Annotated in this window: 13 protein-coding genes and 1 tRNA gene; 11 read left to right on the top strand and 3 right to left on the bottom strand. The window is 64.4% G+C overall.

The window, feature by feature from the left end; translation table 11 throughout:
• Nucleotides 1-443: 443 nt before the first annotated feature.
• The gene (locus ACTIFK_RS01565) at nucleotides 444-1313 is read left to right on the top strand and encodes a pentapeptide repeat-containing protein (protein WP_439541278.1); all 870 of its coding nucleotides are present in this window, start codon (nucleotides 444-446) and stop codon (nucleotides 1311-1313) included.
• 31 nt (nucleotides 1314-1344) lie between these two features.
• On the opposite strand, the gene ACTIFK_RS01560 is transcribed toward ACTIFK_RS01565, so the two are convergent.
• Together ACTIFK_RS01560 and ACTIFK_RS01555 are read right to left on the bottom strand one after the other, a co-directional pair.
• Nucleotides 1345-2091 (bottom strand): ATP-binding protein, encoded by a 747-nt coding sequence (locus tag ACTIFK_RS01560; protein ID WP_439541277.1) that lies wholly within the window; start codon nucleotides 2089-2091, stop codon nucleotides 1345-1347.
• A gap of 178 nt (nucleotides 2092-2269) precedes the next feature.
• Entirely contained in the window at nucleotides 2270-2686 is a 417-nt protein-coding gene (locus ACTIFK_RS01555) for a DUF2852 domain-containing protein (RefSeq protein ID WP_439541276.1), read from the bottom strand.
• A 325-nt stretch (nucleotides 2687-3011) separates the two neighbouring features.
• Between ACTIFK_RS01555 and ACTIFK_RS01550 the strand changes: the two genes are divergently transcribed.
• On the top strand, nucleotides 3012-4013 hold the full coding sequence (locus ACTIFK_RS01550; RefSeq protein WP_439541275.1) for a tetratricopeptide repeat protein: 1002 nt from the start codon (nucleotides 3012-3014) through the stop codon (nucleotides 4011-4013).
• Between the two features lie 67 nt (nucleotides 4014-4080).
• On the opposite strand, the gene ACTIFK_RS01545 is transcribed toward ACTIFK_RS01550, so the two are convergent.
• Nucleotides 4081-6309, bottom strand: coding sequence for a putative bifunctional diguanylate cyclase/phosphodiesterase (locus tag ACTIFK_RS01545; RefSeq protein WP_439541274.1), 2229 nt, complete (start codon nucleotides 6307-6309; stop codon nucleotides 4081-4083).
• A gap of 393 nt (nucleotides 6310-6702) precedes the next feature.
• Here ACTIFK_RS01545 and ACTIFK_RS01540 point away from each other — a divergent pair, with 393 nt between their 5' ends.
• From ACTIFK_RS01540 to ACTIFK_RS01500, 9 genes are all read left to right on the top strand, one after another.
• The gene (locus tag ACTIFK_RS01540; protein ID WP_439541273.1) at nucleotides 6703-7260 is read left to right on the top strand and encodes a thioredoxin family protein; all 558 of its coding nucleotides are present in this window, start codon (nucleotides 6703-6705) and stop codon (nucleotides 7258-7260) included.
• 111 nt (nucleotides 7261-7371) lie between these two features.
• Nucleotides 7372-8139 (top strand): ceramidase domain-containing protein, encoded by a 768-nt coding sequence (locus ACTIFK_RS01535; RefSeq protein ID WP_439541272.1) that lies wholly within the window; start codon nucleotides 7372-7374, stop codon nucleotides 8137-8139.
• Between the two features lie 141 nt (nucleotides 8140-8280).
• Nucleotides 8281-8367: transfer RNA gene (locus tag ACTIFK_RS01530), tRNA-Leu, on the top strand.
• A gap of 219 nt (nucleotides 8368-8586) precedes the next feature.
• Nucleotides 8587-9306 (top strand): N-acyl amino acid synthase FeeM domain-containing protein, encoded by a 720-nt coding sequence (locus ACTIFK_RS01525; RefSeq protein ID WP_439541271.1) that lies wholly within the window; start codon nucleotides 8587-8589, stop codon nucleotides 9304-9306.
• 175 nt (nucleotides 9307-9481) lie between these two features.
• Complete coding sequence (gene cysK, locus ACTIFK_RS01520; RefSeq protein ID WP_439541270.1) at nucleotides 9482-10471, top strand: cysteine synthase A; 990 nt, start codon at nucleotides 9482-9484, stop codon at nucleotides 10469-10471.
• A 191-nt stretch (nucleotides 10472-10662) separates the two neighbouring features.
• Nucleotides 10663-11988, top strand: a complete 1326-nt coding sequence (locus tag ACTIFK_RS01515) for an OmpP1/FadL family transporter (protein WP_439541269.1) — start codon at nucleotides 10663-10665, stop codon at nucleotides 11986-11988.
• A 71-nt stretch (nucleotides 11989-12059) separates the two neighbouring features.
• Nucleotides 12060-12506 (top strand): YeeE/YedE family protein, encoded by a 447-nt coding sequence (locus ACTIFK_RS01510; RefSeq protein WP_439541268.1) that lies wholly within the window; start codon nucleotides 12060-12062, stop codon nucleotides 12504-12506.
• Nucleotides 12497-12913 (top strand): DUF6691 family protein, encoded by a 417-nt coding sequence (locus ACTIFK_RS01505; RefSeq protein ID WP_439541267.1) that lies wholly within the window; start codon nucleotides 12497-12499, stop codon nucleotides 12911-12913. Before ACTIFK_RS01510 ends, ACTIFK_RS01505 begins: the two co-directional genes overlap by 10 nt.
• Nucleotides 12914-13100: 187 nt before the next feature.
• A complete protein-coding gene (locus ACTIFK_RS01500; protein ID WP_439541266.1) occupies nucleotides 13101-13475 on the top strand; it encodes a DUF4326 domain-containing protein in 375 nt (124 codons plus the stop codon).
• Nucleotides 13476-13486 lie beyond the last annotated feature (11 nt).

Below are 13486 nucleotides of genomic sequence, written 5' to 3'. Positions count from 1 at the left end.
GGTGACGCTGTCGCTCGTCGCTGTCCGCTCAGATCCAGTCTCCGTTGATAAAGTCGAATGTTGCCGCCCGGTGAACGTCGGCTGATCACGAACATGGGGTCGGGGGGCGCCGTGTCCAACTCCCTCGTCTCCAACATCTGCGCAAAAGAGAGCCGCACCAGTCCTCGCCCCGAGCGATCGCCGAAAGGCTACAATGCCTTCAAAGCATGCCGGAAACGGATCGAACAGCAGGGGCGGCATGAATCCAGACCCAAGCGTTCGGAAGGCCACACTCTCCACGCCTCGTGTGCACCGCGAAAAGTCGCTGCTTGCTCTGGTCATCCGGAGCAGCGAACATACACGCAAGAGAGCCGCGGCTGGCGGGCTGCGGCGGAGCGCGTGACATCATGGCGGCTGTCATTTTACGGCAGGCACGGCGTTTGGCCCTGGCATTGGCGGTATCCGTGAGTGGCTCGGCGGGCTTGCGCGCGGCCGACGAGACAGGCGTGCGCGCAGCGCAAGAGCCAGACCTGCGCGCAGCGCAAGAGCCAAGCCTGCGCGCAGCGCAAGAGAACGCGCAAGAGAATGTGTCCCCCGACGCCGACTTCACGGTCCGTCAGATCACCCAGCAGCTCTTCGCGGCAAAGGCGGGCGAACATCTCGATTATGCCGGCCGCGATCTCACCTACCTCGACTTGTCCGGTCTCGACTTCAAGCAGGCCAGCCTTGCCCGCTCCGATCTTTACGGAGTCGATCTGACGGGCTCGAATCTCAAGGGCTCCGACATCTCCAACGCACGCCTCGACCGCGCCGTGCTGATCCGCGCCGATCTCTCGGGTGCCAACCTGAGCGGCACGTCGATCTATCGCCCGACCGTCTATTCCGACATGCAGAACAGCTACGCCGACGCACCGCGGTTCGCTGGCGCCAATCTCACCGGAATTCGCGTCCAGGCGGATTTGTCGGGCGCCGATTTTCGCGGCGCCGATCTTACCGAGGCGAATTTCAGCCCGCTCGAGGGCCGCCCCGGTCAGGGCACGCTCGTGACGCTCGCGCGCAATGTTTTGAAGTCGTGCAATTTCTCGGGCGCGACCCTGCGCCGGGCCGACTTGACGCGCGCGGTGCTGACGTTTTCGAGCCTCGTCGGCGCCGATCTGACAGGCGCCAACCTCTCCGAAGCGGATCTTTCAAAGGTCGATTTTTCGGGAGCGAATTTGGCCGGCGCGGACGTCACCGGCGCGGACTTCGACGGCGCGAACCTGGCGGGCGTCAAAGGGCTCGAGAGCGTCAAGGGGATCGATCAGGCGATCAACCTCGACAAGGCTTTCCGGTAGACGCGCCGTCTGCGGGAACCTCAGCCTGTCGTCACGACGCCATGACCGTGAGGCGCGCCGTTTCCATCTCGAGGTGGAGCGGCAGATGAACAGTAAAGCGCGCCCCACCTTCCGGTGAGCAGGAGATGAGAATGTCGCCGCCGTGGCCGCGCGCGATGTGGCGGGCGGTTACGCACGCTTCGCGTTCGGCGGCGCGCTCGGAAGCGGGCAAACGGCGATAAGTGCGCTGTTCGAACACTTGGCTGCGTTCGGCGCGCGGCACGCCAGGGCCGTCGTCGTCGACATGCACGGCGACAAGCGTCGTGCCGTGATCGATCCGCACGATCGCGCGCGAACCCGAAGCCAACGCATTGGCGATCAGGATCTGGAACAGCTGGGTGATTGCGGCTGGCTCGCCGAGCGTATGCACGGCATCTGGATTGCCGGCCAGATCCGTTCTGCCGTGACGCTTGCTCGCGTGCGCGATGAGCGCGGTAAGGTCGATCGGCTCGACGAGCAACGGCGGCTTTCGCTCTGCCTTCGCCAACGCATCGTCGAGCATGCGCACGAGCATGTCGGCCTCGGCCGACGCCTCGTCGTTGGAGGCTTCCGCCCGCTCGGCCCGGTGCTTGATCTCCCAGCCGATTCCGGCGCCGAGAAGCGCCAGCGCGACGGCCCAAAAGACGGCTTTTGGCGCGATGTCAGAAAGCGCAATTAAATCGCCAGTCCAGATCAATGCCGTCGCGGTCAAGAGAACCGCGGCCAGCGCCCAGCCTGCGATCGCGCGTCGCGCGAACATGAAAATTCGTCCCCACGGTCGGCTGAATTGCCAACCCGAGACTCGAAACTAGTGGCTGTCTCATTAGAAAGGGTTACTAAATTCCGTATACGCTAAATCGCCACGCCGCGACAAATTGGGGCCGACAGGTTCGTCAGTCGGCCCCGTATGCGCTTGTCTGCAATGTTTTTTGCGAGCTTTATGCCTGCGGCGCGCCGGCAGCGTTGCCGGAATCCGCCGGCCGGTTCTTACGGTCGGTCATGAACTGGTCGAACTCAGCCCTGTCCTTGGCAAGACGCAGGCGCTCCAGGAAGGAGCGGAACTCGCGCTGTTCGTCTTCGAGCCGGCGCAAAGTCTCGTCGCGGTATTCATCGAACGCGCGGTTGCCCGACGACCCGCCGTAATCCCAGGCGGCGGCAGCGCGCTGCTTCCACCGGTCGCGATCGCGAGCGCTACAACCCCAACTACGTCCCCATCCTCGTCCCATGCGTCCGCTCCATAAAAGAAATGCCAGGACAGCCAGCCCCAGCGGCCAGAAGACAATGAAGCTCATGACCATCAGCGCCAGCCACGCAGGCCGGCCGATGTCGTCGAGTTTCAGAACCATGTCGTGCATCGCCGTGGTCCTCAAATGTGAATGTTTATCACATTAACATAGATGGAACGGACCGCGTGCCGCGTCAAGAGGGGCGCAAGCGGGAAAACAAAAAGTCCGTCGCAGCGCATTTTTAGGTGGGGCGCCTGTACCGCCACGTCCAGGGGCGGATGCGGCCGCTCGGGCCGCGTCGTTGGGCTCTGGCGTGGTCTTTGAGCGCGACGTGATCTTTGAGGCGACGTGTTCCGTCGGGAACAGCCGCGTTAACCGCGCTGAGGTTCAGTCGCGGCTTCGATCGAAGGTGTGCAAACCGCGGGTCGTCCCCGCGAAATGGAGCGAACCCCCGATGCAGCCATCCCCACGTTCGAGATTGTTTCGCCATGCGCGTCTCACGCTCTGTTTCGGCCTGCTGGCCACGCCCGCCATGGCCGGCATGACGCAGGACCTCGCCGACTGCACCTCCGCCGATCGCAAGACGAGCGCCGACGCCTGCACGCGCGTGATGAACAGCGGACGCTTGCCGCGCGAACAGGTCTACATCGGCCACTTCAATCGCGCCTGGTCCTACTTCAATGCGGGCAACTTCGAGAAGGCGCTCGCTGACTTCGACAAGTCGGTGGCCGCGAACCCCGCCTACGCCGATACCTATTTCAGCCGCGCCGTGATCCAGCACGAACGCGGCGCGCGCGACCAATCGCTGGCCGATCTCGACCTCTATCTCGAAAAGAAGGGCGAGGTGGCCGAAGCGCATCGCAACCGGGCGCAGGTGTTCCGCGCACGCGGCGAGAACGATCGCGCCTTCTCGGAATTGCAGCGCGCGACCGCGCTCGACCCGGCCGACGCGAAGGCGACGGCGATGCGCGCCATCGTTCTGTCCGACCTCGGCGAGCAGGGCCCGGCGCAGACCGAGGCGGATAAGGCCGTCGCCGCCAAGCCGGACGAGGCCGTTGCCTATTATGCGCGTGCCTATCTCGCCGTTCGTGCCAAGAATTTCGCCGCGGCAGGGTCCGATCTCGACAAGGCCATGTCTCTCAAAGAGGCCTATCCGCAAGCCCACACCTTGAAGGGGGAGGTCCAGGAGGAGCGCGGCGATACGTCGGGCGCCATCGCCAGCTATCGGCGCGCGGTGGAGATCAGTTCGAAGTCGATCGATGCGCGCGCGTCCCAGGACAAGGCACGCGGCAGGCTTTCGGCCCTTGGCGAAGACGTCGCGAAACCACCGGCGAAGGTCGCTGTGTCCGCGGTTCCGGAGGCGGCGCGCGACACGGATCACGCGGCCGCCGCAACGGAATGCCGTCGCTTCATTCCATCGGCGGAAACGACCATTGCCGTCGATTGTCCGAAGTAGGGCACGGGGCGTGAAGCAGGAATTGGGTGTTGAGTGAAGTCCGCGCTTCAAGTGCGGCCGGCGGACTCTACGCCGCCGCCGTGCTGCGATCGGGTTCCGCGGCCGGCGCGAGGTCGGGCTTCGCCACATGCGGCAGCATCTCCACCAGCGCAAGCGCGGAGACCGGGGTCGACAGCAGGTAGCCCTGCAGCGTGTCGCATCCAATGGCGACCAGCATGTCCCGCTGGTCAGCCGTCTCGACGCCCTCGGCCGTCACCGAAACGCCGACGGCATGGGCCATCGTGACGATCGCCTGCACGATCGAATTGGACTGCGCCGACTGGCCGAGATCGCGCACGAACGAGCGGTCGATCTTGATGCGGTCGACGTCGAGATTCAAAAGCATGCTGAGCGACGAATATCCGGTGCCGAAATCGTCAAGCGCCACGCGCACGCCGCGCGACCTGAGCATTTTGAGACAACCGTTCGATGCGCCGTGCTCCTGCAACAGCGTGCTTTCGGTGATTTCGATTTCGAGGCGCTGGGGTGGCAGGCCGGCCTTCTCGAGGATGTCGAGAACGCGCTTCGCGAACCCCGGGCGGCGGAATTGAATGGCGGAAACGTTGACCGCCAGCGTGCCGAGATCCCAGGCCCGCGCCGTTTCGCAGGCCTTCGCCAGCACCCATGCGCCAAGCTTGTCGATCAGACCGCACTCTTCGGCGAGCGAGACGAAGACGAGCGGCGGCACGGCGCCGAGGGTGGGATGGTTCCACCGCGCCAACGCCTCGACGCCCGACATCGCCATACCGTCGGTCGAAAAGAGCGGCTGATACACGACCTCGAGATCGTGTCCGGTTTCGAGTGCGTGGCGCAGTTCGACCTCGAGCGCGTGACGGCGCCCGGCAATCTCGCTCATCTCTCCGGTGAAGAATTGCGCCCGCTGCCCGCCGTCGCGTTTTGCCTGATAGAGCGCGATATCGGCCTTGCGGGCCAGATCGCTGCGCTCGGTCCCGCACGCGGGCGCCATCGCGATGCCGATGCTCACGCCGACCACTGCCTGGTTGCCGAGGATGTTGAACGGCTTCGAGACCTGTTCGATGATCTCGCGGCACGTGTCTTCGACGTCTTGCTGGCTGTAGGCGTCGAACATGACGAGCGCGAATTCGTCGCCGCCCATGCGCGCGACAATGTCGCCCGGCTTCAGCGTGGCGCTCAGTTGCGCTGCAACCTCGCGGATCAGGGAATCGCCCGCGGCGTGGCCCAACGTGTCGTTGACCTGCTTGAAACGGTCGAGATCGAGGAACATCAGCGCGAGCTGCGATTTGCCGGCGCTCACGTCCTCCAGCGCCGCCTCGAGGCGGTCGTTGAAGTACGTCCGGTTGGGCAGCCCTGTCAGCGGATCATGCAAGGCCAGGTGAATGGCTTGAGCTTCGCTGGTGGCGAGTTCGGAATAGGTCTGGCCGAGGCGGCGGATGAGCAGCGCGATCGCCGCGCCGATCCCGAATAGGCCTGCGGCGAGCGCGGGAAGCAGTTCGGACAAGATCGTCGCGCCCGGAAGTTTGGGCGACCAGACCAAATAGCCGATGACAGCCCCGGCCCGGCTTACCAGCGGATACGACTGCTCGTTTGCGTCGAGTTCGTTCGAGCTGGAATAGCGCACACCGTCGAGCATGTACGTCGTCGCAAGGTCGAACAGAAAGCCGCGGTCGAGAAAGCGCACGCTGACGATGAGGGATTCGGTGCCGCGGTCCTGCACGATCTGCTTCGTGTGGGGGATCAGCGGCATGACGCTGACGATAACCGGCCGCCCGTCGATGATGCCGAGGTCTTCCACGCGCGGGATACGAGCCTTTTCGGCTTCGAACGCGTCGAGCGACCCGCGCGAAATTGACTGGCGGAGTTGAACGACGAGGTTTCGGATCGCAGCGTTGGGAATATCGCCGTTTGAGGGCGCCCGAAGCCCGTCGGTCATCGCGTAGGTGACGCGCTCCTTGGCGTCGACGATATAGACGCGGTCGTGTTTGAAATAGTCGTACATCCAGACGCCGAGATTGACGTCCACCCATGCGAGGTTGAAGGCGTTGCGCGTGTTGACGACAGCATCGTCCCAGTACGCGACGCTTTCCTGATCGTAGGAAATTTGCTGTTCGCTCTTGGCGAGTGCCAGGGCGACGGTCTGTGCGAGCCGCTTCTGGACAAGCTGGTCGCTGCGGGCGGCTGACCATAATGCGAAGCTCGCGACGAGGAGCGCGATCAATCCGACCATCAGGATGCAACCGACGGTGAGCCCCCGCAACGGCCGCGCCGGTGCGGACATTTTCGAAGCATCTTGCGGAGATGCGAAGCTTCGGAAAGAAGGCGATACGGTCACGGGATTCCGTCCGGCATCAAGAAAAGACTGATGACGAACAATGCCCGCAGAAACTTAAGGGAATCCCGCCTCGACGTGGTGAGGAAACGGTAAACACGTGTCTCGCCGGCACTCGAAATCGGAGCCGAGGCTTGCCGAGGCGGCTGCATTTGCTGGGGCTGTTTCTCCGAAGAAATCCGCAGTCTTGACCGGGCGAGGGGGCATTCTGCCGAGGCGGCCGAACGGTGGCATTGGCAAACCCCATTTCGCCTCGACAGCCCGAATTTACGGCCGTCCGGCAGACGGCCTTGCACTGGCCCACAAGACGCGGGAAAAGGTTTCGGTCAGGAGACCGCCGCGATGCCGAACAGGATGACCAACGGACCCGCACGACCGTCCGCCTCATGGACCGGTCGCGCCCGGCTGCTCGGGGCCCTGGTTGCCTTGGCGTGCGCTGCGACATCCGGCCGCGGCGCTCTCGCGTCTCCTCCCAAGATGGCCGAGCTTTGGAACGGCGCGGAAATCGCCTGGCAAAACGTCGGGCCGGGCATCCAGGAGTCGACCCGCACGGGCAAGACGGTGGTGATGGTCTTCCACGCCTCCTGGTGCGCCTCGTGCAAGCGCTACCGCGAGGTCTGGAAGGATCCCGGCGTGGTCGCCGCGTCGCGCGACCTGGTGATGGTCCTGGTCGATGTCGACTCCGAGCCGACCGCGAATGGCGCCTTCTCGCCCGATGGCACGTACGTACCGCGCACGATCTTCTACTCGCCGGAAGGGGATGTCATGACGGACCTGCGCGGCAAGGACCCCGAGTATCCCCATACGATCAATCTGGACGACCCGGCCGAGCTGCGCACGCTCATGCAGAAGGCAGCCAAGGCGACGCCCGCCGCACCGGACAAACGCGCCCAGAACTGACCGACGTCGAGCGCACGGCTGTTACCTACGGCATTTCAGGCCGCACTTTGTAGAGGCAATTTTTGACCGCACGGCCTCGCGACCTGTCCTCGTTCGACATGGAAAATCCGCATGGACCTCGGAACAAAGATTTTCATCTATTGCGAGCGCGGGCAGGATCCGTCCTTCTGGGCTGAGCCCCTGAACGCCCTGACAAACGGCGCATTCGTCTTCGCGGCCTTAGCGGCGACGCGCGATTATTACATCGTGCCGCCCGAGCGCCGCAGGCTGTCCATGATTTGCCTGATTGCGATCACGTACGTCATCGCCGTCGGCAGCTTCCTGTTCCACACCTATGCAACCCGGTGGGCGCAGCTCGCCGACATGATTCCGATCGCAACGTTCGTTCTGGTTTACTTGGGCGTGCTGCTGCGGCGCTTCATTCGCATGCATTGGTGGGGCATCGCCCTCGGACTTGTCGCGTTCTTCGTGGTCTATCGGTACGCCCAGACGATGCAGTGCGAACAAGGCGCTCTGCTGCCGATCACCGCCCGCGCCGGCGCGCGCTGTCTCAACGGTACGATCGGCTACATTCCCGCCTTCCTGGCGCTTGTGCTGACGACGGCTGGGCTCGCGTTCGTCAATCACCCCGCCTGGAAAACCTTGGGCGCCGCAGCCGGCGTCTTTTTCCTGTCGATGACCTTCCGGACCCTGGATCTGGAACTCTGCGAGCTGACCGCGCTCGGCGGCCATTTGCGCGGCACGCATTTCCTCTGGCACACGCTGAATGCGTTGACCATCTACCTGCTGTTGCGCGCGATGATCCGCTATGGAGCGCCGCCCTTACGCACGATGGAGGTTGAAAGCCCTCCGCCGGACGCGCGAACCCTCTCCACCTGAGCGGTCGCGCACCCTTGAGACGGCCGCCGCGACGGATTACGCACGGCAGCGTGCCTGCGAGCCGAGGAGCCGCCTTGAGTTGCCCCCCGGCTACAGGCATAAAGGCCGCCCGCCCGCCGCTCGGCGCGGCGCCGCCCGGACGCGGACGTGGTGGAATCGGTAGACACACAGGACTTAAAATCCTGAGACGGCAACGTCGTGAGGGTTCGAGTCCCTCCGTCCGCACCAGTAAACCTCAAAGGGCGATCTCTCCGCCAGTGCGGCTTGGACACCGCGAACTCGGCCCCTGTGTGGACGTGACTGCATAGGGTGCGACTCCACGGGGTGGGACGTCATGGATCGGCCCCGAGGGAACGATGCGGCTGCCCGTTCGTTGGGACAGCACGCGCGGCCCCCCAGAAGGCCACCTAAGCAGTTGTCCCCATTACGAAGATAAGGATCGAGCCGTTGACATCGGACATGGTCTTCCAGCCGCCGCTGGTGCTCGACTCCAACGCCGGCGACGCAGCGCGAAATTTTCCGATCAGCCTGCGCATCTTCAGCTGGGCGTCCGACAAGGGAGATTTGTACCGCCTGCGCTACACCGCCTTCCGCGAGGCGGGCTGGATTGCGGAAAATGATGATCGGATGTTCGTCGATCAGTATGACGCGTTACCGTCGACGTTCGCCGTCGGCGCCTATCACGACGGCGTCTGCATCGGGTCATTGCGCTTAGCGCTCGGCGGTGCTGGCTATCCGCCTCGCACGATGCCCTGTCAGGAGCAATTCCCGGACGAGGTGCATGAGCAGGGCGCGAAACGCCTCGTCGAATTCTCGCGCATGGCGGTCGACCCGTCGCTCACCAACCGGTCATTCCGGACGACCCTTTATGCGTCGCTCGTGCGTGCCGGCCTGATCGTGTCGACCGCGGCGGAAATAGACGTCACGCTGATCGCGGTCCATCGGCGCGTGTCGCCGTTCTACCAGGCCATGTGCGGCTTCCAGGTCGTTGCCAAGTCGGACACCTACGCCGGTATCGCCGAGCCGACGAACTTTCTTGCCCTGCGTTTTCAGGACATGGAGAAGCGGCGCCGCCGCAGCAACGCGTTCTTCGCGTTCTCCGAGCAGGAGATCGCGTCCGCCCGGCAGGCGATCCAGGACGCACAGCACCGGTCTCAGGCGGCATAGCGCCCGCCCGCCGCATCGAGCAAATCCAAGGCCTCGCCCGCGTCTTGGACCGCGCAGCGCTGGAAAGTGCAGCGCGGAATATGCAAATCGCTTTTTCTTCGTTTCCGCATCGGCTGGCGCGCCTTAGCCTCGCGCGCGAAGCACAGTCCCCCGATGCTGAACGGAGCCATCCCCGATGAACGAGATCCTAGACCTCAAGACGCTCGCGGCGACGACCTCATGGGGGCGCGGCAGGGTTTACAACAACATCGCCGAGACCATCGGGCATACGCCGCTCGTCGCGCTGAACAGGCTCCAGATCGAGGAAAGCGTCGGCGCCCGCATTCTCCTGAAGCTGGAGTTCTTCAACCCTTTGTCGTCGGTCAAGGATCGCATCGGCGTGTCCATGATCGACGTGCTCGAGCAGCAGGGAAAGATCGAGCCGGGAAAGACCGTGCTGGTCGAGCCCACGTCCGGCAACACCGGCATCGCGCTCGCGTTCGTCGCCGCCGCGCGGGGTTATGATCTCATCCTGGTCATGCCGGAATCGATGTCGATCGAGCGGCGCAAGATCCTCGTCCATCTCGGCGCCAAGCTGGAGCTGACGCCGGCCGCGGGTGGCATGGGTGCGGCCATCGCGCGTGCGCGAGAAATCGTCGAAGGCCTGCCGCACGCCGTCATCCCCGCGCAGTTCGAGAACCCCGCCAATCCGCTCGTCCATGAGCGCACCACCGCTGAAGAAATCTGGCGGGACACCGGCGGCAATGTGGACGTCGTCGTTGCGGGCGTCGGCACGGGCGGCACGATCACTGGCGTCGGCCGCGTGCTGAAGGCGCGCAACCCGGACATCAAGATCGTCGCCGTCGAGCCGGCCGCCAGTCCCGTGCTGTCGGGCGGAGAAAAGGGTCCGCACAAGATCCAAGGCATCGGCGCGGGGTTCGTCCCCGCCGTGCTCGACCGGAGCCTGATCGACGATGTCGTCACCGTCTCCAACGAAGAAGCCTTCGCGACGGCGCGGCGGCTCGCCAAGGTGGAAGGCATTCCGGGCGGCATCTCCACGGGCGCCAACGTCTCCGCCGCGTTCACGCTGGCCCATCGCCCCGAATTCGCCGGCAAGACGATCGTGACCTTCGCGCCGTCTTCGGCCGAGCGCTATTTCTCGAGCGACCTGTTTCCATCGGACTGACGGATCTAACTTGCAGCTAAAGGCCCGCGGCTCGCTTTCGAGCTTGCGGGCCTTCGTCATTCCAAGATCGCAGAACCTAAAGCGCGCCTTCCCGCAAATTTGGAAATGCAACGCTCTTCTTCTTCGTTCGCCGCGCCGCGGCGGCACCCTAGCGTTGTGTCACTGAGGGGCCTGCGTTGGGGGAATGAAAAATGCTGGGACGCGAGAAGGTGCGAAGCGCTGCGGGATTGCTCGTGGTTGTCGTGGGGCTGAGCGTACCGTTCGCCGCCAGCGCGACCGAGGGATATTTCCAGCACGGGTATGGTGCGCGCAATAAAGCGCTCGGGGGAGCGGGCGCCGCAGATAGTCGCGACTCGACGGCGGCATCGCTCAATCCCGCCGGACTGGTCCACTCCGGGAATGAGATAACGGCGGCCGTCTCGGCCTTCAGTCCGCGCCGCGAGTTCGAAGGCGGTCTCGCGCCGGGCTTCACGCCGTCGGGCGTCGTCGAAAGCGACACCAATTGGTTCGCCATTCCCAATTTCTCGGCGAGCTACCGGCTCCCGCCCAATGCGTTCGCAGACGTGGTGGCCGTGACGCTCTATGGCAGCGGCGGCATGAACACGGATTACCCGGCCAGCGCGCAAGGCGCGTTCTCGCCCGGTCCAGGGATTTTTGGCGGCGGACCCTTGGGTGTTAATCTTCAGCAGGCTTTGCTGTCGATTGCCTTCGCCAAGACGATTGCACCCGGGGTGTCGATCGGCGTCGCGCCGATCCTGGCGCGCCAGCAGATCAAGTTGAAGGGGCTTGGCGCATTTGCCCAGCCCGGCATCTCAATTGATCCCAACGCCGTTACCGAAAAGGGCGACGAGGTCTCCTGGGGCTTCGGCGTTCGGGGCGGTTTGGAATGGGCGGTCGCGCGCAACGTGCGTCTCGGCGTCGCCGGTAACACACCCATCTGGTCGCAGGAGTTCGACAAATATCGTGGTCTCTTCGCGGAGCAAGGTGATTTCGACATTCCGGCCAGCGTCCAGGCCGGCATTGCTGTCGACGTTGCGCCGAACCTGACGTTCCTCCTCGACTACCGGCACATCTGGTTCGGCTCGATCGCGTCGATCGCCAATCCTTCCACCAACATTCTCCTGGGCAACCCGCTCGGAGCCGACAACGGACCCGGTTTCGGATGGGACGACGTGGACGTGATCAAGGTCGGCGCCGAATGGCGCACGTCGCCGGCTCTGACGCTGCGTGCGGGCTATTCGTACGCAACCAGTCCGATTTCCGCTCGCGACGTGCAGTTCAATATTCTCGCGCCTGCCGTCGTCCAGCATCACATCACGGCTGGTTTCGAATACAAGGTCGACAAGGCCTGGTCGGTGGAGTTCGCGGGCCTGTATGCGCCTGAGGAATCCGTCCGCGGTGGCGAATTGCCGGGCTTCGGAAATCCGGCGCACACGATCGAGATCAGCATGTATCAGTTCGAGGCCACGTTCGGCGTGAAGTACAAGTTCGGTGCGGACGACGCGACCCTGAAATAGCAACCGCACGAGGCGCGCTCGACAGTCCCGTGGGGCTCGCCTATGACGGAAGCTTGGATGGGGACCAAGTGATGCCAGCAACGGAATTCACGCCTTTGGCTTCGCTCGCGGGCGGCGCGCTGATCGGAGCCTCGGCCGTGCTGCTTCTGCTCGTGAGCGGCCGCATCGCCGGCATCAGCGGCATCGTCCGCCGATTATTCCCGCCCTACGGCGCCAGCGCGCCCCTGGAAGCCGCGGCATTCCTCGCAGGTCTCATCGCCGCACCGTTCGCCTGGACACTGGCGACAGGAGAGGCCGTACGGCAATCGGTGACGGAAAGCCTCAGTCTCGCAGTTGTTGCGGGCCTACTTGTCGGGGCAGGCGTTTTCGCTGCGCGCGGCTGCACGAGCGGGCACGGCGTGTGCGGGCTTGCCCGCCTGTCGCGCCGCTCGATCGCGGCAACGGGCGTCTTCATGGCAACGGCGGTGGTGACTGTCTACATCGTCCGCCACGTCGTGGGAGGCTGGCCATGGGCGTGATCGGCGCGTTGGCCGCGGGCCTGCTGTTCGGCATCGGATTGATCCTATCCGGCATGATCGACCCCGCGAAGGTTCAGAACTTTCTCGACATCGCGGGAGCATGGGACCCGAGCCTGGCCTTCGTGATGGCCGGCGCCATCGGCGTCGCCGCGCCGGGCTTTTGGCTGGTGCGCAAACGCGCCGCGCCGCTCGCGGACACGCAATTCCACGTCCCGCCCGCCGGCGCGCCGATCGATCGCCGCCTTCTGCTGGGAGCCGGCGTGTTCGGCATCGGATGGGGCCTGGCGGGCTTCTGTCCCGGCCCCGCGCTCGCATCGCTGCCGCTCGCCGCTCCGGCCACATTGGTGTTCGTCGCCGCCATGGTCGCGGCCATCGCTGCGGGTGCAGGACAGCAGTCGCGAAAATAATACCTGTCGATTCCTGCGCTCGGATTGCTTCCGGAAAAGTGGGAACCGGTTTTCCGTTAAGAAGCGCGACAAAACAAAGACCTAGAGTCGTTCTGCGAGTCCGCTTGGAGCGGAACGACTCTTGGCCTCTTTTGCATCGAGCCGAAGCCGCGTAGCGTCACGCCTGAGAAGCCGGTCGGAGGCAGCGATGGCGGTTCCGCGACGTGTCCAGCGCAAGATCTTCAAGGGTTGGCGGCTGCCTCCCGACACGGTTTACGTCGGCCGCGGCAGCAAATGGGGCAACCCCTTTCCGTTCGATCATCAGGTCTATCTGGGCAAAGCGTGGGCTCGCGATGCCTACGCGCAGTGGCTCAAAACCACGCTCAAGGGAATGACCCTGCTCCGCGAGCACCTGCACGAGCTGCGCGGCAAGAACCTCGCCTGCTGGTGCAAGGCGGGCGACCCGTGCCACGCCGATATTTTGATCGCGCTCGCCAACGAGGTCGATGAAGCCGGCACGCCGGAGCCGCTTACGGTCATGGACACGCGTGACCAAACGGAAACGGCGGCCTCACATCCGTGAGACCGCCGCGT

This window comes from Hyphomicrobium sp. (assembly GCF_051860585.1).
GTDB lineage: Bacteria > Pseudomonadota > Alphaproteobacteria > Rhizobiales > Hyphomicrobiaceae > Hyphomicrobium_C.
This window is presented reverse-complemented; position numbering and strand designations above follow the sequence as displayed.

What these genes read in the sequence shown, in the direction of transcription:
- ACTIFK_RS01560 (WP_439541277.1), bottom strand. Translation starts at nt 2,091, where the DNA reads ATGTTCGCGCGACGCGCGATCGCAGGCTGGGCGCTGGCCGCGGTTCTC.
- ACTIFK_RS01505 (WP_439541267.1), top strand. Translation starts at nt 12,497, where the DNA reads ATGGGCGTGATCGGCGCGTTGGCCGCGGGCCTGCTGTTCGGCATCGGA.
- cysK (WP_439541270.1), top strand. Translation starts at nt 9,482, where the DNA reads ATGAACGAGATCCTAGACCTCAAGACGCTCGCGGCGACGACCTCATGG.
- ACTIFK_RS01550 (WP_439541275.1), top strand. Translation starts at nt 3,012, where the DNA reads ATGCAGCCATCCCCACGTTCGAGATTGTTTCGCCATGCGCGTCTCACG.
- ACTIFK_RS01535 (WP_439541272.1), top strand. Translation starts at nt 7,372, where the DNA reads ATGGACCTCGGAACAAAGATTTTCATCTATTGCGAGCGCGGGCAGGAT.
- ACTIFK_RS01555 (WP_439541276.1), bottom strand. Translation starts at nt 2,686, where the DNA reads ATGCACGACATGGTTCTGAAACTCGACGACATCGGCCGGCCTGCGTGG.
- ACTIFK_RS01500 (WP_439541266.1), top strand. Translation starts at nt 13,101, where the DNA reads ATGGCGGTTCCGCGACGTGTCCAGCGCAAGATCTTCAAGGGTTGGCGG.
- ACTIFK_RS01545 (WP_439541274.1), bottom strand. Translation starts at nt 6,309, where the DNA reads ATGTCCGCACCGGCGCGGCCGTTGCGGGGGCTCACCGTCGGTTGCATC.
- ACTIFK_RS01515 (WP_439541269.1), top strand. Translation starts at nt 10,663, where the DNA reads ATGCTGGGACGCGAGAAGGTGCGAAGCGCTGCGGGATTGCTCGTGGTT.
- ACTIFK_RS01510 (WP_439541268.1), top strand. Translation starts at nt 12,060, where the DNA reads ATGCCAGCAACGGAATTCACGCCTTTGGCTTCGCTCGCGGGCGGCGCG.
- ACTIFK_RS01540 (WP_439541273.1), top strand. Translation starts at nt 6,703, where the DNA reads ATGCCGAACAGGATGACCAACGGACCCGCACGACCGTCCGCCTCATGG.